The sequence below is a fragment of the Gibbsiella quercinecans genome, assembly GCF_002291425.1.
In the GTDB taxonomy this organism is placed as follows: Bacteria; Pseudomonadota; Gammaproteobacteria; order Enterobacterales; family Enterobacteriaceae; genus Gibbsiella; species Gibbsiella quercinecans.
On the sequence record NZ_CP014136.1, the window covers coordinates 2,261,022 to 2,278,713 of the forward strand.

Below are 17,692 nucleotides of genomic sequence, written 5' to 3' on the forward strand. Positions count from 1 at the left end.
ATTCGGGCGGCCTGGTAACACGTTACGGGGCGGGGTTTTCGTCGCCCTCGTCTTCTTCTTCCGGCCGAGGGCGCCGTTTGCCAACGTAGAAACGGGCAAAGAACACGCCCACTTCAAACAGCAGGTACATCGGGATCGCCAACAGCGTTTGCGAGAACACATCCGGCGGCGTCAGCAACATCCCGACCACAAAGGCCCCGACCAACACATACGGCCGTTTCTTTTTCAGATCTTCCGGCGATGTAACCCCGCTCCAGCACAGCAGGATGATGGCAACCGGCACTTCAAACGCCACGCCGAACGCCATAAACAACGCCATGACGAAGTCGAGATAGTTGTTGATGTCGGTGGCGATCAGCACCCCGGCCGGCGCCGTTTTGGCAAAGAAACCAAAGGCCAGCGGGAACACGATGAAGTAGGCGAAGGCCATGCCGAGATAAAACAGCGCGCTGCTGGACACCAGTAACGGCATCATCAGGCGGCGTTCATGTTTATACAGCGCCGGCGCGATAAACGCCCAGACCTGGTAGAGGATCACCGGGGCGGCCACGAACACCGACACAATCATCGTCAGTTTAATCGGGGTAAAGAAAGGCGACGCCACGTCGGTGGCGATCATGCTGGCCCCGGCAGGCAACTGCTTGATTAACGGGGCGGAAACCAACTGGTAAATATCATTCGCAAAATAAACCAGCACCAGAAAGATCACCAGCACGCTGATAATCGAGTTCAACAGCCGCTTACGCAGTTCAATTAAATGACTGATAAGCGGTTGGGTATCTTCAACTGCCATGTTTTAACGATCGCCACTAGGTTGGGAAGACGCTGAGGAAGTCGCCGCAGCGGGCTCATTCGCCGCCGGCGTTGCTGCGCCAGCCGGAGCCTGCGGCGCGGCCTGTACCGGTTCAACCGGCGTTTTGGCTAGCTGCGCGGCCGGTTCGGGGGCTGGTGCCGGCGCGCTCACCGGCGCCGAAGCCGTGGTGGCGGCCTCCGCCGGAGTTACGCCGTCGTGCTGGGCTTCCGGATCGGTCACCTGCGGATTCTGGATGGTGTGCGCAGGTTCATCAATCTGGCCGCCATGATAAGAGCGCTTCAATGACTCGGCGGCGTCTTTCAACTCATCCATGGACGCTTTCAGTTCCGGCGTCAAGTTCTGCAGGCCGGCTTTCTCGGCCTTTTTCAGGCTGTCTTGCAGTTCCTGCAGCTTCAGCTCTTGGGCAAGTTCGCTCTGCACCGATGCCGCCATCGAACGCAGCGCCCGGATCCAGCCCGAAACCGTTCTTACCGCCACTGGTAGCCGCTCTGGCCCAAGCACCACCAGACCAATCACCAGCACCAGCAGCAGTTCACCAAACCCTATGTCAAACACGGTTTATACCTGCTCTTTGTTCTTCGACTCTTCAGCTTTGGTTTCCGGCTGCTTATCAGTGATAGGCTTTGCCGTGAAATCAGCATCATGGGTAGTTTTTTCGGAGGTATTGGCCGGTGGGGTCGTATCGTCGCCCATCGCCTTTTTAAACCCCTTGATTGATGCACCCAGATCGGAACCCAGCGAACGAAGCTTATTGGTACCAAACAGCAACACCACGATCACCGCGATGATCAACAAATTCCAAATACTAATACCGCCCATTCCAATTACCTCTATATTTACAGGGGTTATTCTGGTTACCACATTCTACGGCCATATGAAAACAGGATATAGCGCCAAATCAAGCGGTACGCTTCCAGCCGACCAGCCAGGCGACAATACCCGCCGCCATCAACCACGCCGGAACGGTTTCAACACCACCGAGCAGGAGAATCGTACCACTCACCAACAGTGTAGCGCCAACGCCGAGCAAATAGCGCGATTGCCCTTGCCGCACGCGCTGCGCCTGCATTTGGCCAGTCAACTTATCCACGCTTTGCTGCAGCAATTTATGCTGCTGCAGACTATCGTAAAATAATTCAGGCAATTCAGGGAGTTTCTCCGCCCAAAACGGCGCTTTTTCTTTCAGCGCGCGGATCACTGCCGGAATGCCGACCTGATCGCGCAGCCAGCTTTCCAGGAACGGTTTGGCCGTGGTCCACAAATCCAACTGTGGATAAAGCTGCCGCCCCAGGCCTTCAACATACAACAAGGTCTTCTGCAATAACACCAATTGCGGCTGGACTTCCATATTAAAACGGCGCGCGGTATTAAACAGGTTCAGCAGCACATGGCCGAAAGAGATCTCCGCCAGCGGCTTTTCAAAAATCGGTTCACACACCGTGCGGATCGCGAACTCGAAGTCTTCGACGTTGGTATCCCGTGGCACCCAGCCGGAATCGACGTGCAGTTCAGCGACCTTACGATAATCGCGATTGAAGAAGGCGATGAAGTTTTCCGCCAGGTAGCGTTTGTCGTCTTTGTTCAGCGAGCCGACAATGCCGCAGTCAATACCAATGTAGCAAGGATCTTCCGGGTGCTCATAGCTCACAAAAATATTGCCAGGGTGCATGTCGGCGTGGAAAAAGCTATCGCGGAAAACCTGGGTGAAGAACACCTGCACCCCGCGCTCCGCCAGCAGTTTCATATTGGTGCCTTGCTGTTCCAGTGCGGCAACGTCTGATACCGGGATACCGTAGATGCGCTCCATCACCAACACGCTTTCGCGGCAGTAATCGGAATACACTTCCGGCACATACAGCATCGGGCTACCTTCGAAGTTGCGCCGCAGCTGAATGGCGTTGGCCGCTTCGCGCAGCAGATTCAGCTCATCCAGCAGCGTCTTTTCGTATTCGCGCACCACTTCCCGCGGCCGCAGGCGGCGGCCATCGGGCAGCAGCTTCGGCACCCAGCCGGCCAGCCGATACATCAGGCGCACGTCGGCTTTGATAATCGGCCCGATATCCGGGCGGATCACTTTCAGCACCACCTGTTGGCCGTTGCTTTTCAGCCGGGCGGTATGTACCTGGGCAATTGAGGCGGAAGCCAGCGCTTTGGGCTCGAAATCGTCAAACCAGGTTTCCAGCGGGCCGCCCATCGCCTGTTCGATATGCTTGCGCGCCAGCGCGCCGTCAAACGGCGCCACGCGGTCTTGCAACAGCGCCAGCTGATCGGCAATTTGCGGCGGGAACAGATCGCGGCGGGTCGACATCATTTGGCCGAACTTGATCCACACCGGCCCAAGCTCCTGCAACGCCAGGCGCAGGCGTTCGCCGAGCACCATCTCTTTATGGCGGTTAGGCATCCAGAACAGCAGCCGGCGAGCAAAGCGCAGCGGCAACGTCAGACGCATCTTTGGGATCAGTTCATCCAGGCCGTAGCTGAGAAAAACGCGAACAATAAAATACAGACGGCGCAGTTCCCCCGGGGTCATCGTTTGCCCTCCAACTGGCCCAGCCGGGCAAACAGGGTTTCAACGCTGCGCGCCACGGCATCCACCTCTTCGTTGAACCACGCCACTTCCAGCGGCCCCGGCGCACCACGCCACTCTTCGGTCAGGGTTTCGGCCACATAACGCTGTTGCCGCTGCAGGCCGGTTTTCAGCAGTCCGGCGCCTTTGGCCACCGCCTGGGTGATACCCTGCGCGGCGATATCGCCAACGTAGGGCGCCAGCCATTCGGCGGGATCCCATTCGGCCAAATCAAGCAGCCCAACCCATTGCTGAACCACCTGAATATCACCTTCGACGATCAATTCGCCCGAGCGCATCAGTTGCGAAAGCTGCTGGCGATCGCGCAGCTTCAGCAGCGCCGGGATCCGGGTGCGCACCGTGCAATCGGCGTCACCTTCAAACTGGCCGAGCACATCAACCCGCTGCTCGCTGAACACCAGCACCAGCGGGGAAGACAATTCCCGCAGCTCAATGCGCAGCGTTTTGCCCGCCAGGCGCTGACGCGCAGGCTTCAGGCTACGCTCACGAAACAACAGGCCGTTGAGCGACGTTTCCAGCACGCCGGTCAACAGCGGGGTCAGCAGCATCGGCATATCCATATCAGAACTTGAAGCCCCTGTGCAGGGCCACAATGCCCCCGGTCAGATTAAAGTAGGACACGTTTTCCAGGCCGGCTTCCTGCATCATGCCTTTCAGGGTTTCCTGATCCGGATGCATACGGATGGATTCGGCCAGGTAACGGTAGCTTTCGGGATCTTTCACCACCAACTCGCCGATCTTCGGCAGCACGTGGAAGGAGTAGGCGTCATAGGCTTTGCTAAGCGGCGCCAGCAGCGGCTTGGAGAACTCCAGCACCAGCAAACGGCCACCGGGCTTCAGCACGCGGAACATGGAGCGCAGCGCTTTATCTTTATCGGTCACGTTGCGCAGGCCAAAAGAGATGGTGATGCAATCAAAGTAATTATCCGGGAACGGCAACGCTTCGGCGTTGGCCTGCACATAGCTGACATTACCGACAATACCGCGATCGCGCAGCTTTTCGCGCCCCATCTTCAGCATGGAGTCATTGATGTCCGCCAGCACCACCTGCCCCTGCTCACCCACCATGCGGGAGAATTTGGCCGCCAGATCGCCCGTTCCGCCGGCAAGATCCAGCACGCGCTGGCCGCTGCGCACGCCGCTGCAATCAATGGTAAAACGCTTCCAGATGCGATGGATACCGAACGACATCAGGTCGTTCATCACGTCATACTTGGCCGCGACCGAATGAAAAACGTTAGCCACCATAGCCTGTTTTTCTTCGCGTGCTACGGTGCGAAAACCGAAATCGGTCGTTTCCTGCGATTGATCTGCCATTGTCCCGCCTGCTATTGAGTCAATTTAGTCTATGAAGTGTATCAGAACGGCGCGCAATTCCCCACCTAACGCGTATCATCCCTGTGATGCGCTGCGCGATTGTTCATCGCCATTTTCATCTTCGCTCGCCGTGGGCAGCGAGCTAACCACCGCATCGCCGCCGGCTTCCCCCACGTCCTGCTCGCGGGCCCGTTGCGCCAACGCTGGGTTAATCGGCCGTTTTACCTCAACACCCAACGCCCGGAACCCTTCGGTCTGGCCGATCAGGTTGCCGCGCCCTTCGCTCAGCTTGTTCATTGCCAGGCGGTAGCTGCCCTGGGCCTTATCCAGGCTTTGCCCCAGCGCGGACATATCGTCAACGAACAGCCGCATTTTGTCATACAGCCTTGCAGCCCGTTCGGCGATGCGCTGGGCGTTCTGGCTTTGGTGCTCATAGCGCCACAGATTGGTGATGGTGCGCAGCGCCACCAGCAGCGTCGTGGGGCTGACCAGCATGATATTGTGCTGCAACGCTTCTCCGATCAGCTCCGGCTCGCGATCGATCGCCAACAGGAACGCCGGCTCAACCGGGATAAACATCAGCACATAATCCAGCGAACGCAAACCGGGCAACTGCTGATAATCCTTGCGGCCCAGCATGCGGATATGGTTACGCAATGAGGAAATATGCTCACTCAGCGCCGCTTCACACGCCAGATCGTCTTCGCTGTTAAAATAGCGCTCATAGGCCACCAGCGACATTTTGGCGTCGATCACCACGTCCTTGCCCTGCGGCAGGCGGACGATCACGTCTGGCTGCATCCGGCTTTGGTGATCCAGCCGCACGCTGACCTGGGTTTCATATTCATGGCCTTCGCGCAGGCCAGAGGCTTCCAGCACCCGGCTCAACACCACCTCGCCCCAGTTGCCCTGGGTTTTATTATCCCCTTTCAGCGCCTTGGTCAGGTTGATGGCTTCGCGCGCCATTTGCGCATTCAGTTGTTGCAGGTTACGGATTTCGTGGGTCAGGGTATGGCGTTCGCGCGCTTCCTGGCCGAAGCTTTCCTGCACCTGGCGGCGAAAGCCATCCAGTTGCTCACGCAAGGGCAACAACAGCCGATCCAGACTTTGCCTGTTCTGCTCATCCACTTTGCGGCCACTGTGCTCGAAGATGCGATTGGCCAGGTTTTCGAATTGGGTGGTCAGGCGCTGCTCGCTGTTAAGCAGCAAGCGCTGTTTTTCTTCCGCCGCCATGCGCGTTTCTTCCAGGCGAATGGTCACCTCACGCAGTTCGGCTTCTTGGGCGCTGTTCACTTCACGCTGGGCGCGTAGTTCCTGATTGAGCTGTTCGCATTCACTGCGCCAATGGTTAAGCTGCTGTAGCTTCTCCTGCCCGGCGGCCATTTGGCTGTGCAGGTTGCGCAGTTCCAGATCGTTCTGCCGCAGTTGCTGTTCATAGCGCTGCTGTTGCTCCTGGCGCGCGGCGATTTCCTGCTGCGCCTGCTGCAATGCCTGCTCCCGCAGGCGCAGTTCCGTCTCATGCTGCGCCCGGTGTCGCTGCACCTGCAGGTTGGCGATCAGCCACCCCAGCAACAGGCCGATCGCCACGCCGCCAATACCATAAATCACGCTGGTATCCACCCTGCCTCCTGTATACGCAATGCCGTTTCGGCGCAAACGCGCCTGCTGCCAGCCACGTTAAAGGGCTGCTGTATGGATGTCCAGTTTGTTTTTATCAGGAAGTGGGCCGAATAACCACGCCGACGCACCGGCAACCTGGGCGATAAAGGGAAGCGCCGGGCTAAAATAATTTGAAGCGATATTCGGCGATAAACTCGGCGCCCAGGGTATGCGCCGTCCGGTAATGCCCGTTGGCTATCACCGGCGTTTTATTCACGTTTTTATAAGACCAGCCCGGCCCAACCATGGCGAACACCGTCAGATTGTTTAATGTAGGATGAGAAGGCGCCCAGCGGCCAAAAACGTTGAGCTCGCCGGTACGCACGGCGACGCCCTGATAGCTGAACTGCCCAAAGTTGCCCGTCACGCCGGCAGTGAACTCGGGTGTAATACGGTATTCGGCCAGCGCAGCCAACACGGTTTCCCCGTCACGCATATAGTCTTCGCCCGCATAGGCCATTGAGGTGAACGTGCCGCGAGAATTCTTTGTCATATGGCGTGGATAAAAACCAAGCTCGCCGCCGCCCTTTGGCGCCCGCGTATGGCCAATACCGAGCTTAAGGCTCCAGCGCGGCGCCTGCCATTTGGCGTCAAGGGCATAATGATTGGCGTGCCGGTCAAAGTGGCGTTTGCTCAACGCCATCGCTTGGTAACCTTCCAGCGCCTGCGTGGTATAAATCTGGCTGCCCAGGCTAAGCGTTGCCTCCGGCTTGAACGCTATACGCAGGATCTGGCGGCGCAGGTAGTTTTGCGATTCACCGTACGCCAGTTGGCCGGTAAACGCATTGCCCTCATAGCCCAGCTCACCGCTAAACAGATGCTGGATGTAACGCCCATCGTTGGTTTGCAGGCGCAGACTATTCGGTGAGTTGCGTTCCATGCTGCGTTCAACATAGGCGCCGTGCAGCGAAAAGCCGGCATGCCTCACCCCGCCGTTCCAGCCCAAATAGGTGGTCGGAGAAAGGCGGTTCGAGGTGGTAATCACGCCATCATTGCGCAACATTTGCCAACCGACACGCGCGTTGAGATCGGCGCCGCCGATATTCCCCTTCAGCTTGATATAACGCTGGCCAAACTTGCTGTAGCCGGCAGCATTGTGTTTGCTGCTGACGCTATCGGTGCTGTACAGCACGCCACGGGAATTAAAATAATCGCTGGCCCCCAACTTTACCGCGCCATAGTAATGGATATCGGCGCCGATCGTGTCAGCCAGATAGCCGGACTGATAACCCAACGCGGCCCCCTGCCCCCAAGCGTTATGCACCGCCTTTGGGTTGGCGGCATCTTCCTTTAAATATTTCCAGTAATTCTTTAACGTTATTTCCGCCTGGCTATCGGTGAAAAAAGGCGAAGCAACCATTGCGCTAAGCGTGCTTTCCGCAGCAGCATTTGTGATGAAAAACAAGAGCAGGATATGAATAAAGCTTCGGGTGGAATAAGTTTTCATTGCAATGACTCTCCCTGATATAAAAAATAGCAATCCACTGACGGAGAATTACTCTTCCGCCTTATCGCACACTTTTGCTATTTCGGCGCTCTGCGCTACGGCGTTTTTTCCAGCGCCGCCTTTCCTTTGGCGACATATTGCATATCGCCAATATCGGCTACGGTATATTTACCGTTTTTATAGGTAATTTTGACTACCGCGGCGTTGGCCAGCGGCATATTTTTTGCCGGGCTGTCGGTCATATCTGAAATCATCATCAGCATGGAAAGCCCGGAAGAGACAGCCAGTACATTTTTATCCCCGGCTTTTAACGCATCCTGCACCATCGTATGCAACGCCTGCTGCGTGCGGACTTTCACCTGGGCGGCGTTTTCCGCCGCTTGCTTCTCGTCAATTTGGCTGATGGCGTCTATCACGACAGGCACCGTTATATCGCCCGCCGTCATCGCCGCCAGCATAGCTTTACTGTCGGCAAAGCCTAATTTTTTCGCGGTAGCATTGAGCATATCCGCGTTCGGCAGCCCTTCAAAACCGCCGAAGAATACCTCGCGCAAGCCACGAAGCGCCACCACTGGCGCCTGGGGTTGGCCCATTTCCTGCAGGATAATCTGCATGGTTTCCCGTTGCCGCCCGGCATCACTGGTGTAATAACGGCTAAACGGGATATCCTTTAACCCGGCGCCAAGGTAGCGGGCGGTTTCAATGCCGGGAGCGGTCAATGGCGAATCAACCCACCCTTGCACGCGATCGTAAGTATTGAGCACCGTTTTCCCGTGGCGGGCAAAGTAAATATTAACGCTGTCTTCCCCTGCGGCGGTCGCGTTATTGATTAATACCGTTGAAACGGCAAGCAAAGAAATTAATAACCATTTTTTTATGTTCATCTTATATTCCTCATTGAATAATAGGCACAGAAAAACAGATACTACAGATAAAAACTAATTTATTAAAAACAAAAAAACCCAACCCTATATGGCCAGTGGCGAATAGGTTTGGGTTTTGCCTGTCGTTAAACAGTAACAATCCAGTTTCAGTGAGACTAACACATCAGGAAAAGAAGAAAATATGCTTTTTTTTAATTGGGATAGTTTCGTGATCGGTTTCGCACTCTTTATTTATTTTCCACCCCAAATAATTCAAGTAATAGAAAAGCGTAACGCCGTAAGCGCCAAGCGCTTACGGCCAAATAAAACCACCCGGCAGCAAAAATATCGCGATGGCGGCCTTAGCCCATCCAACGGCTGATCCACTGGATGCCAAACGCGCCCGGCGCCAGAATGCCGAAGGCCCAAATCATCGCCGAAGCCAGGTTGGCCGACTGGAAGTAGCGCTGCGGCATGGCGCAGATCCCCCCGACCAGCGGCACCACCGCACGCAGCGGGCCAAAGAACCGGCCGAAGAAAATGCTCATCACGCCCCAGCGCTCAAAGAACGCATGGCCGCGCGCCAGCAGCTTGGGGTTACGGGAAAGCGGCCACATATGCGCCACGCGATCCTGATAGTGGTAGCCCACCCAGTAGGAAAGCCAGTCGCCGAAAAATGCACCGGCCGCCGCCGCCGCCCAGATCGGCCAGAAAGCGATGCCGCTTTCGCCGATCAGCGCCCCCAGCGCCAGCAGGATCACCGTGGCCGGCAACAGCAGCGACAGAAAAGCCAGGGATTCGCCAAATGCCAGGAAAAAGATAATCGGGATCGCCCAGCCTTCATGCTGACGTACCATTTCGCTGACCCAGTGGATCACATCATTCAGACTCAATGCACACTCCTTCAATGGGGCTGTCCTACGCACAGAATAAGGAATCGCGCCCCGTGCCGCTTAAACACCGGTTAAACATAACGTATTTCCCGGCTAGCGGGCTAAACGGCAGGCTCCAGATAGCGTGCCTGTAGCACGTCACGCTGTTGCGGCCCCAGGCCATACTCCGCCTCCAGCCAGCGCGCCGGCGAACCGTACTGTTCGCGGATGCAGCCAAGGGCGGTGGTCAGGAACTCTTCGCGGGCGCCGAGCACGTAGGCAAACTGGGCCAGCGCCGCGGCGTTCAGGCGGCTCGAAAGCTGATCCAGCATCTGTTCGCGGAAGGCCGCCAGCGTGGTTTCGGTCAGCAGGTAATCCTCCAGCACCGTGGCCTCATCCGCCCCAAGGGCCAACAACACCAACGCAGAGCCGACGCCGGTGCGGTCTTTACCCACGGCGCAGTGCTGCACGATGGCGCCGCTTTCCGTTTGCAACAGCAGAGCGGCCAGTTGCCGGTAGGCCGGGTTATTGAACGGCAGGCGGCGATACAGCTGCAGCATAAAGGCCTGGCTGTCAAAAGCCGCCAGCACCTCGTTGTTCAGCTTTTCCAGATTGGCATTCACTTCGCTGCTCAACGGGTTGGCCGGGAAATGATGGTAATCGGCGCCGGGCCACAGCACATCCGGCTTATCCTGCACTTCATCGCTGTCGCGGTAATCCAGCACGGTGCTGACCGGCACGCCGGCCAAAAACGCACAGTCACGCGGCGTTAAGCGATCGAGCGCGCCGGCACGGAACAGCAACCCACGCTTGATACGGCGGCCATTAGCGACGCTATTGCCGCCTAAATCACGAAAGTTGATGCCGCCGTCGAGCGGGGCCAGTGAAGGGTGAAGCGGAATCTGAGCGGTCATAGACATCCTCGTTATTGTTGTCGACAAACAGCGCGATACAGGCAGCGGATACATCCCATCACAAAACACAGCAGGCTGCGCAGATGGCGCCAGTGCCTGCCACCGTAACAGATTATGATGAAATGAAAAATGGGCCGCAGCGGCGGCCCATTGGCAACGAGGCGGGTTACAGCAGGCGGCGTGCGGCTTCCACCACGATTTGCACCGCGTGGGTTTCAGTTTGCTTCATGGTTTGCGCATCCGGAATTTCCTGCTGGGTGCGGTTAACGATCACCCCGGCCACCATCCCGGCGCGCAGCCCCTGGCTGGCGCACATGGTCAACAGGGTGGCGGATTCCATTTCGTAGTTCATCACGCCCATCGCCTGCCATTCGGCCATTGAGCCCTTGAAGCGGCTCACCACCTGGCCGGAATACGTATCGTAACGTTCCTGGCCGGGGTAGAAGGTATCGGAAGAGGCGGTCACGCCGATATGGGTCGTGGCGCCGCTGGCTTTCGCCGCCTCGACCAGCGCGGTGGTACAGGCAAAATCGGCAACCGCCGGGAACTCCATCGGCGCAAAGTGCAGGCTGGCGCCATCCAGGCGCACCGCCGCCGTGGTCACCAACACATCGCCCACGTTGATGTCAGGCTGGATCGCGCCGGTAGTGCCGATCCGCAGAAAAGTACGGATGCCCAACTGCGCCAATTCTTCCACCGCGATCGACGTGGAAGGGCCGCCGATGCCGGTTGAACACACGATGACGGGCTTGCCGTCGAGTTCCGCCCGCCAGGTGGTGAATTCACGATGAGAAGCCAGATGCACTGGGTTTTCCATCAGCCTGGCGATTTTTTCTACGCGTTGCGGATCGCCGGGGACGATCGCCAATTGCGCCCCCTGCAAATCGGATTTGGTCAGGCCAAGATGGAAGACATCTGATTGAGACATACCGGATCCCTCATTATTCATGTTTAGTCGGAGGAACAAAAACGCACTCTACTGAAAATCCATCGCCAATTTCGTGACGCGAATCACTTGTTAACAGAAAACGAATTTCAGAATACATATTTATTGTGATAATTATCACAAAATTAACCGGCCGCTTACCCCTCGCGCAGTGTCAGCGCGGCCAAGCGGCAGGCCAGGCGCAGCGGCCTTGCGCGGTGTAGCCCAACGCCCAACGCCGTTGCCCGGCGGCGAACAGGGTGGGGCTGCCACCGTGCGGAATCGAGCCTATAGTTAACCAGATCCCGCCCCGTTTTCCTTTTACACGGAGACCACGATGAAAACCGAGAGCCAAACGACGCAACAGCAAAGCCAGCAGGGCTTCAGCCCGGCCGTCAAACCGTTGGCCGCCACCACCCGGCACACCGACGAACAGGGCATTCACGCCGGCGAAACCACTATCCCGGTGCAGAACGAATCCCTGCCGGCATACCTTGCCCGGCCCGATAACCAACGTGGCCCCTTACCGGTGGTACTGGTGGTTCAGGAGATCTTTGGCGTTCATGAACATATTCGGGATCTGTGCCGGCGGCTGGCCAAACAGGGCTATCTGGCGATCGCCCCGGAGCTGTACTTCCGCCAGGGGGATGCCAGTAACTATAGCGATATCAGTGAACTGTTGCAGAATCTGGTGAGTAAAGTGCCGGACAGCCAGGTGCTGATGGACCTGGATCATACCGCCCACTGGGCCCTGCAGCACGGCGGGGCGCCAGATAAGCTGGCGATCACCGGTTTTTGCTGGGGCGGACGCATCGCCTGGCTGTACGCAGCGCATAACCCGCAGTTGAAAGCGGCCGTCGCCTGGTATGGCAAGCTGGTCGGAGAGAAAACCCTCAATACGCCGAAACACCCGGTGGATATTGCCACCGAGCTGTCAGCGCCCGTGCTGGGGCTGTATGGCGGCAAGGATACCGGCATCCCGCTGAACACGGTGGAAACCATGCGCCAGGCGATCCGCGCGGCGAATGCCGACGCCGAGATCGTGGTTTATCCGGACGCCGGCCACGCCTTCAACGCCGACTATCGCCCCAGCTACGATGCCGAAGCCGCCGCCGATGGTTGGCAACGGATGCTGGCCTGGTTTGCCCGGCACGGCGTCACCGGCGAGCCCCAGGCCTGAACCGCGGCGGCGTATGTTATAGCTGCAAAGCGCCAAATGCGCCGCACCAGTCGTGCTCAAATTTTTCCACCGCGGCCTGCACTGTCGGCGCGGTGATGAACTGTTCCGCCACATCGACTGGCAAGGTTATCGCCCCGCAGCCCGCCAGCAGGCACTCCAGCGCCTGGCGCGGCGTTTTAAAGCTGGCCGCCAGCACCTGGGCGTGCGGCGCATGCAGCGTAAGCAATTGTTGCAATTCTCGTACGGTGGCAATGCCATTGCCGCCCTGCGCATCCAGCCGGTTGACGTAAGGCGCCACGTACTGCGCCCCCGCCAACGCCGAAAGCAGCCCCTGCGCGGCGCCGTACACCGCAGTGCCCAGCGTTGGAATGCCCATGCCCTTCAGCGCCTTGATGGCCGCCAGCCCTTCCGCCGTGGCCGGGACTTTCACCACCAGCTCCGGCACCCGTTCATGCAGTAATACCGCTTCTTCCACCATGCGGGCCGCGTTGTTGGCCAAAACCTGGGCAAACAGCCGGCCTTCACCGCCCAACGCATCGCGCAGCGCCGGCAGCACGTCCCACAACGGAGTACGCGAATTGGCGACGATGCTCGGGTTCGTCGTCACCCCCTGCAAAGGCAGAATGCGCGCCAGGCGCTTGACGGCGCTGACATCGGCGGTATCGAGATAAAGTTCCATAATGGTTCCCCACAGCTAAACAAAGGGGCGCCCATGCGCCCGGAATAAATTACAGTTCAAGTTCCTGTTGCAGCAGGCTAACCACCTGCTGGGCGGAGTCTGCGTTGACCAGTGCGGCGCGAAAGCCTTCATGCATAATGCGCCGGGCCAGTTTGGAGAAAATACGCATGTGCTGATCGCCCGCGGCGTGTTTGTTCAGCGTCAGCATAATGACGAACTGCGCCTCCTCATCGCCCCACGCCACCGGGTGGGCCAGTTTGGCCACGCTGATGGTCGATTGTTCAATGTGCTCCGATTTGGTGTGCGGGATAGCGAAGCCAAACCCCAGCCCGGTAGAGAAGACCGCCTCGCGCGCCCATACATCGGCCGCCAGTTTGCGCGGATAGCGGCAGCGCCCGGCCAGCAGCAGGTTATCCACCATGCCTTTGATCACTTCCTCCTTGCTGCGCCAATCGGCATCAAGAGCAATGCATTGAGGGGTGATCAGCGGCGCATCGCTTTGTTCCATACGGAACTGCGCCAGCAGGTGTTCCACCGCCAGCGACGTGCGGCAGGCCATGGCGCGGTTGAGCAACAGGCGGCACTCGCGGCTGTCGAGCTTCGCCAGCCGCGCCTTGGTGGCCGGGATCGCCGGGGCGCTCATGCTGATTTCGTCCAGCCCCATCCCCACCAGCAGCGGCAGCACCGAGCCTTTTGCCCCCAGTTCGCCGCACAGGCCAATCCATTTGCCCTGCCGATGCACTTCGCGCACCGCATAATCCAGGCTGCGCAAAAACGCCGGGTTGAGGCTGTTGTAATGCTTGGTCACCTTGGCGTTATCGCGATCCACCGCCAGCAGGTACTGCGTCAGATCGTTGCTGCCGATGCTAAAGAAATCTATTTCTTCACAGCACTGTTCAATGATGAACAGCACGGAAGGCACTTCCAACATGATGCCGAGCGGGATCTTTTCATCAAACGGCACCTGCCCGCCGCGCAGCGCCTGTTTTACTTCGGTCAGTTGATCCTTCACCCACAGGATCTCTTCCATCGAAGAGATCATCGGGATCATCACTTTCAGCGGGCCGTGGGCGGAAGCGCGCAGGATGGCACGCAACTGGGTGCGAAACAGCGGCAGGAATTCCTGATAAATGCGCACCGCGCGATAGCCGAGGAACGGGTTGTTTTCCGCCGGAATGTTGAGGTAATCCACCGGTTTGTCGCCGCCGATATCCATGGTGCGCACGATAATCGGTTTGCCGGCGGCCGCTTCCACCGCCTGGCAATAGATGTTGTACAGTTCGTCTTCCGTCGGCGCCGTGGTGCGGTCCATATACAGCATTTCCGTGCGGAACAAGCCTATCGATTCGGCGCCGTTGGCAAACGCGGCTTTGGCCTCCACCGCATGGGCGATGTTGGCCGCCACTTCCATCCGCACGCCGTCGGCGGTGTGGGCCGGTGCGGCCAGATAAGCGCTTTGCTGCTGGCGCAACTGTTCACGCAACCATTGTTCCTGGCGGTAATAGCGCCGTACCGGTTCGTTAAGATCGCAGGCGACCAGCCCCAGATCGCCGTCGATCTGTACCTGTTGATTCAGGTAGGGCTGCAACGCGGCGGCGTCAGCGCCCACCAGCGTCGGGATATTGAACGAGCGTGCCAAAATTACGGTATGCGAGGTGCTGCCGCCGCTGCCTAACAGCAGCCCTTTCAGATAGCGCTTGTCCAGTTCCAGAAACTGGCTCGGCGTCAGATCGTCAGTCAGGCAGATGCTGTCTTCATGCAGCGCCTGCTGGCAGGGGAAACGCGGCTCGCCGTAAATCTGCTGCAGCAGTTGGAAGCACAGATCGCGGATGTCCAGCTCGCGCTCGCGCAGGTAGGCGCTGGCGGACTGCGCCAACTGCTGGCTAAAGTGGGCGGCGGTGGCGACGATAGCCGCGGCGCAGCTGGCGCCTTGCAGCACGCCGTCCAACAGATGCTGGCGGAAGGCCGCGTCGCGCAGCAGTGAACGGTGCGCCTCCAGCACGGCCGTGGCGGTACCGGCGCCGGCCATCAGTTGCAGCTCCAGCGCTTTGCTTAAACAGGCCAGGCCGTCGGCCAGCCGTTGCTGTTCCTGCTCAACCCCGGCCGACGCCGGCAGATCGCCCAGCGCGCCGAGATCGACCCGCGCCAAATGCACCAGTTTGCCGAGCGCCGAGCCCTGGCTTACCGCTTTAGCGCGCAGCAAGGTGGGTTGCAGGTTGGCCAGCGCGGCCGGCACCGGCTCCAGTTCATCAGCCCCCGCTTCCTGCGGCAGCGGTTCGTCGCAATGCGGGAATTCATGGGTAATGAAGTGGCTCAGGCGCTCAAAGGCACCCTGCTCATCTTCCCCTTCAATCGTCACCTGGCATTGGTCGCCGAGCAGGATATCGGCGCCGATCAGCGACAGCACGCTTTTACCATCCCCCGTGATGCCGGTACGCGGATTATGCCAGTGAAAGTGCGAGCTAAACCCGTTACACAGGCTTTCAATGTGGCTGGCCGGGCGGGCATGGATGCCATTGGGCAGCGAGCAGGTAAACGTCACGATTTTGGCCATTGATATTTCCTCATATCAAAGCAGTGCCGGAAAGCACCGGTTTGCCACAAGGATAAGAGCCGCCGCCCCGCGACGGCTAGCGGACAAAAATGCCAAACGCTGGACAAATGTAAGATACTGGCATAAATGCGAACTGGCTCACAAAGCGAGCCATACCGGCGGCGTTTTATCTCGCTGTGCAATTTGCGTTGGATCTCACTTTTCCCCTGACATTACAAAAATCCAGTAAATGGCAACTTTATCCACTGTTGGCGCGCAGGGCGCTTGCCTATTGTGTTAGGCAACAACCTTTCTCCAGCAAGGGTTATTTTTCCTGATGGTTTCTGTACTCAGAGCACGCTGGTTAACACCGGGGGAATGAATGATGAAAGAGCTGATAAACATCCTAAAAAATACGCGCCAGCACCTGATGACCGGCGTATCCCACATGATCCCGTTTGTGGTGGCCGGCGGCATTTTACTGGCGGTTTCCGTCATGCTGTACGGCAAAGGGGCGGTGCCGGACGCCGCAACCGATCCCAACCTGAAAAAGCTGTTTGATATCGGCGTCGCCGGCCTGACGCTGATGGTGCCTTTCCTGGCGGCTTACATCGGCTACTCCATTGCCGATCGCTCCGCGCTGGCCCCGGCGGCCATCGGCGCCTGGGTGGGCGCTTCCTTCGGCGCCGGCTTCTTTGGCGCCATTATCGCCGGCCTGCTGGGCGGGACGATCGTGTTTTACCTGAAGAAGATCCCGGTGCCGAAGATCCTGCGTTCGGTGATGCCGATCTTCGTGATCCCCATCATCGGCACGCTGCTGACGGCCGGCATCATGATGTGGGGGCTGGGAGCGCCGATCGGCGCGCTGACCACCGGCCTGACGGAATGGCTGCAGGGCATGCAGCAAGGCAGCATCGTGGTGTTGGCGATCATTATGGGGCTGATGCTGGCCTTCGATATGGGCGGCCCGGTGAACAAAGTGGCCTATGCCTTCATGCTGATCTGCGTGGCGCAGGGGGTTTACACCGTGGTCGCCATCGCCGCCGTGGCGATCGCCACCCCACCGCTCGGGCTGGGGTTCGCCACCCTGATCGGCCGGAAATATTACACTGTAGAAGAACGCGAAGCCGGTAAGGCCGCCATTTTGATGGGCTGCGTCGGCGTCACCGAAGGGGCAATCCCGTTCGCCGCCGCCGATCCGCTGCGCGTGATCCCGGCGATTATGATCGGCGCCGCCAGCGCAGCCACCACCGCGGCCTTGCTGGGCGCACAGTGCTATGCCGGCTGGGGCGGGCTTATCGTGCTGCCGGTGGTGGAAGGCAAACTGGGCTTCATCATCGCGCTGCTGGTCGGTATGACGGTAACGGCACTGCTGGTTAACCTGCTCAAAAGTTTCGCGGCCAAAAAACAGGCGGCGGCGGCAAAAGAGAGCGATCTGGATCTGGATTTTGAAATCAACTAAACCGCGCCCGTGCGGGCGGCAAACGCCGATAAGACGGCGCTTTGCATACGAAGGAGATAATCATGGCTAACATTATTGCTGTAACCGCTTGCCCATCCGGCGTCGCCCACACCTACATGGCCGCCGAAGCCATTGAACGCGCGGCGAAAGCCAAGGGCTGGCAATGCAAGGTAGAAACCCAGGGTTCCATCGGTCTGGAAAACGAACTCACGCCGCAAGACGTGGCCGCCGCCGATCTGGTGATCCTGACCAAAGACATCGGCATCAAGCTTGAAGAACGCTTCAAAGGCAAAACCGTGGTGCGCGTGGCGATCAGCGACGCGGTGAAACGTGCCGACGCCATCATGGACAAGATCGCCGCACACCTGGCGCAAACCGCCTGACCGCCGGCCCCGGTGCGCCTGCGCCGGGGTTGTTTGCCCGTTCCGTAGGAAGAAGGA

Annotated in this window: 17 protein-coding genes; 3 read left to right on the top strand and 14 right to left on the bottom strand. The window is 58.6% G+C overall.

What is annotated here, in order from left to right; translation table 11 throughout:
- Positions 1-22: 22 nt before the first annotated feature.
- The 12 genes from tatC to udp all read right to left on the bottom strand — a co-directional run bounded on the left by tatC (position 23) and on the right by udp (position 11,401).
- Positions 23-793: a Sec-independent protein translocase subunit TatC gene (gene tatC / locus ACN28Q_RS10485; RefSeq protein ID WP_095846288.1), complete on the bottom strand. Its 771-nt coding sequence runs from the start codon at positions 791-793 to the stop codon at positions 23-25.
- Between the two features lie 3 nt (positions 794-796).
- Positions 797-1,369 carry a Sec-independent protein translocase protein TatB gene (gene tatB, locus ACN28Q_RS10490; RefSeq protein WP_095846289.1) on the bottom strand — a complete coding sequence of 191 codons (573 nt, stop codon included), beginning with the start codon at positions 1,367-1,369 and terminating at the stop codon, positions 797-799.
- 3 nt (positions 1,370-1,372) lie between these two features.
- Positions 1,373-1,633 (bottom strand): Sec-independent protein translocase subunit TatA, encoded by a 261-nt coding sequence (tatA, locus tag ACN28Q_RS10495; RefSeq protein WP_095846290.1) that lies wholly within the window; start codon positions 1,631-1,633, stop codon positions 1,373-1,375.
- A gap of 79 nt (positions 1,634-1,712) precedes the next feature.
- A complete protein-coding gene (gene ubiB / locus ACN28Q_RS10500; protein WP_095846291.1) occupies positions 1,713-3,344 on the bottom strand; it encodes a ubiquinone biosynthesis regulatory protein kinase UbiB in 1,632 nt (543 codons plus the stop codon).
- A complete protein-coding gene (ubiJ, locus tag ACN28Q_RS10505; protein ID WP_095848989.1) occupies positions 3,341-3,949 on the bottom strand; it encodes a ubiquinone biosynthesis protein UbiJ in 609 nt (202 codons plus the stop codon). The genes ubiB and ubiJ overlap by 4 nt, the downstream gene beginning before the upstream one ends.
- Positions 3,950-3,962: 13 nt before the next feature.
- Positions 3,963-4,718, bottom strand: a complete 756-nt coding sequence (gene ubiE, locus ACN28Q_RS10510; protein ID WP_095846292.1) for a bifunctional demethylmenaquinone methyltransferase/2-methoxy-6-polyprenyl-1,4-benzoquinol methylase UbiE — start codon at positions 4,716-4,718, stop codon at positions 3,963-3,965.
- A 75-nt stretch (positions 4,719-4,793) separates the two neighbouring features.
- Complete coding sequence (gene rmuC / locus ACN28Q_RS10515) at positions 4,794-6,338, bottom strand: DNA recombination protein RmuC (RefSeq protein ID WP_095846293.1); 1,545 nt, start codon at positions 6,336-6,338, stop codon at positions 4,794-4,796.
- A gap of 160 nt (positions 6,339-6,498) precedes the next feature.
- Positions 6,499-7,824: an OprD family outer membrane porin gene (locus tag ACN28Q_RS10520; protein WP_095846294.1), complete on the bottom strand. Its 1,326-nt coding sequence runs from the start codon at positions 7,822-7,824 to the stop codon at positions 6,499-6,501.
- Between the two features lie 95 nt (positions 7,825-7,919).
- Positions 7,920-8,708 (bottom strand): histidine phosphatase family protein, encoded by a 789-nt coding sequence (locus tag ACN28Q_RS10525; protein ID WP_095846295.1) that lies wholly within the window; start codon positions 8,706-8,708, stop codon positions 7,920-7,922.
- A gap of 341 nt (positions 8,709-9,049) precedes the next feature.
- On the bottom strand, positions 9,050-9,580 hold the full coding sequence (locus tag ACN28Q_RS10530) for a DedA family protein (protein WP_165907038.1): 531 nt from the start codon (positions 9,578-9,580) through the stop codon (positions 9,050-9,052).
- 101 nt (positions 9,581-9,681) lie between these two features.
- Positions 9,682-10,473: a tyrosine-protein phosphatase gene (locus ACN28Q_RS10535; protein ID WP_095846297.1), complete on the bottom strand. Its 792-nt coding sequence runs from the start codon at positions 10,471-10,473 to the stop codon at positions 9,682-9,684.
- 166 nt (positions 10,474-10,639) lie between these two features.
- On the bottom strand, positions 10,640-11,401 hold the full coding sequence (gene udp / locus ACN28Q_RS10540) for a uridine phosphorylase (protein WP_095846298.1): 762 nt from the start codon (positions 11,399-11,401) through the stop codon (positions 10,640-10,642).
- A 334-nt stretch (positions 11,402-11,735) separates the two neighbouring features.
- Here udp and ACN28Q_RS10545 point away from each other — a divergent pair, with 334 nt between their 5' ends.
- Positions 11,736-12,578, top strand: coding sequence for a dienelactone hydrolase family protein (locus tag ACN28Q_RS10545; RefSeq protein ID WP_095846299.1), 843 nt, complete (start codon positions 11,736-11,738; stop codon positions 12,576-12,578).
- Positions 12,579-12,594: 16 nt separating this feature from the next.
- On the opposite strand, the gene fsa is transcribed toward ACN28Q_RS10545, so the two are convergent.
- Both fsa and ptsP read right to left on the bottom strand, forming a co-directional pair.
- Complete coding sequence (fsa, locus tag ACN28Q_RS10550; RefSeq protein ID WP_095846300.1) at positions 12,595-13,257, bottom strand: fructose-6-phosphate aldolase; 663 nt, start codon at positions 13,255-13,257, stop codon at positions 12,595-12,597.
- Between the two features lie 49 nt (positions 13,258-13,306).
- On the bottom strand, positions 13,307-15,811 hold the full coding sequence (gene ptsP / locus ACN28Q_RS10555) for a phosphoenolpyruvate--protein phosphotransferase (RefSeq protein WP_095846301.1): 2,505 nt from the start codon (positions 15,809-15,811) through the stop codon (positions 13,307-13,309).
- 364 nt (positions 15,812-16,175) lie between these two features.
- Between ptsP and ACN28Q_RS10560 the strand changes: the two genes are divergently transcribed.
- Positions 16,176-17,252 (top strand): PTS fructose transporter subunit EIIC, encoded by a 1,077-nt coding sequence (locus ACN28Q_RS10560; protein ID WP_095848991.1) that lies wholly within the window; start codon positions 16,176-16,178, stop codon positions 17,250-17,252.
- 62 nt (positions 17,253-17,314) lie between these two features.
- A complete protein-coding gene (locus ACN28Q_RS10565; RefSeq protein ID WP_095846302.1) occupies positions 17,315-17,635 on the top strand; it encodes a PTS fructose-like transporter subunit IIB in 321 nt (106 codons plus the stop codon).
- Positions 17,636-17,692: the final 57 nt, after the last annotated feature.

Coding starts and splice junctions, on each gene's coding strand:
- ACN28Q_RS10520 (WP_095846294.1), bottom strand. CDS start 7,824: ATGAAAACTTATTCCACCCGAAGCTTTATTCATATCCTGCTCTTGTTT.
- ubiJ (WP_095848989.1), bottom strand. CDS start 3,949: ATGCTGCTGACCCCGCTGTTGACCGGCGTGCTGGAAACGTCGCTCAAC.
- tatA (WP_095846290.1), bottom strand. CDS start 1,633: ATGGGCGGTATTAGTATTTGGAATTTGTTGATCATCGCGGTGATCGTG.
- udp (WP_095846298.1), bottom strand. CDS start 11,401: ATGTCTCAATCAGATGTCTTCCATCTTGGCCTGACCAAATCCGATTTG.
- ACN28Q_RS10565 (WP_095846302.1), top strand. CDS start 17,315: ATGGCTAACATTATTGCTGTAACCGCTTGCCCATCCGGCGTCGCCCAC.
- ACN28Q_RS10560 (WP_095848991.1), top strand. CDS start 16,176: ATGAAAGAGCTGATAAACATCCTAAAAAATACGCGCCAGCACCTGATG.
- tatC (WP_095846288.1), bottom strand. CDS start 793: ATGGCAGTTGAAGATACCCAACCGCTTATCAGTCATTTAATTGAACTG.
- ACN28Q_RS10525 (WP_095846295.1), bottom strand. CDS start 8,708: ATGAACATAAAAAAATGGTTATTAATTTCTTTGCTTGCCGTTTCAACG.
- ubiE (WP_095846292.1), bottom strand. CDS start 4,718: ATGGCAGATCAATCGCAGGAAACGACCGATTTCGGTTTTCGCACCGTA.
- ACN28Q_RS10545 (WP_095846299.1), top strand. CDS start 11,736: ATGAAAACCGAGAGCCAAACGACGCAACAGCAAAGCCAGCAGGGCTTC.
- ptsP (WP_095846301.1), bottom strand. CDS start 15,811: ATGGCCAAAATCGTGACGTTTACCTGCTCGCTGCCCAATGGCATCCAT.
- ubiB (WP_095846291.1), bottom strand. CDS start 3,344: ATGACCCCGGGGGAACTGCGCCGTCTGTATTTTATTGTTCGCGTTTTT.
- ACN28Q_RS10535 (WP_095846297.1), bottom strand. CDS start 10,473: ATGACCGCTCAGATTCCGCTTCACCCTTCACTGGCCCCGCTCGACGGC.
- fsa (WP_095846300.1), bottom strand. CDS start 13,257: ATGGAACTTTATCTCGATACCGCCGATGTCAGCGCCGTCAAGCGCCTG.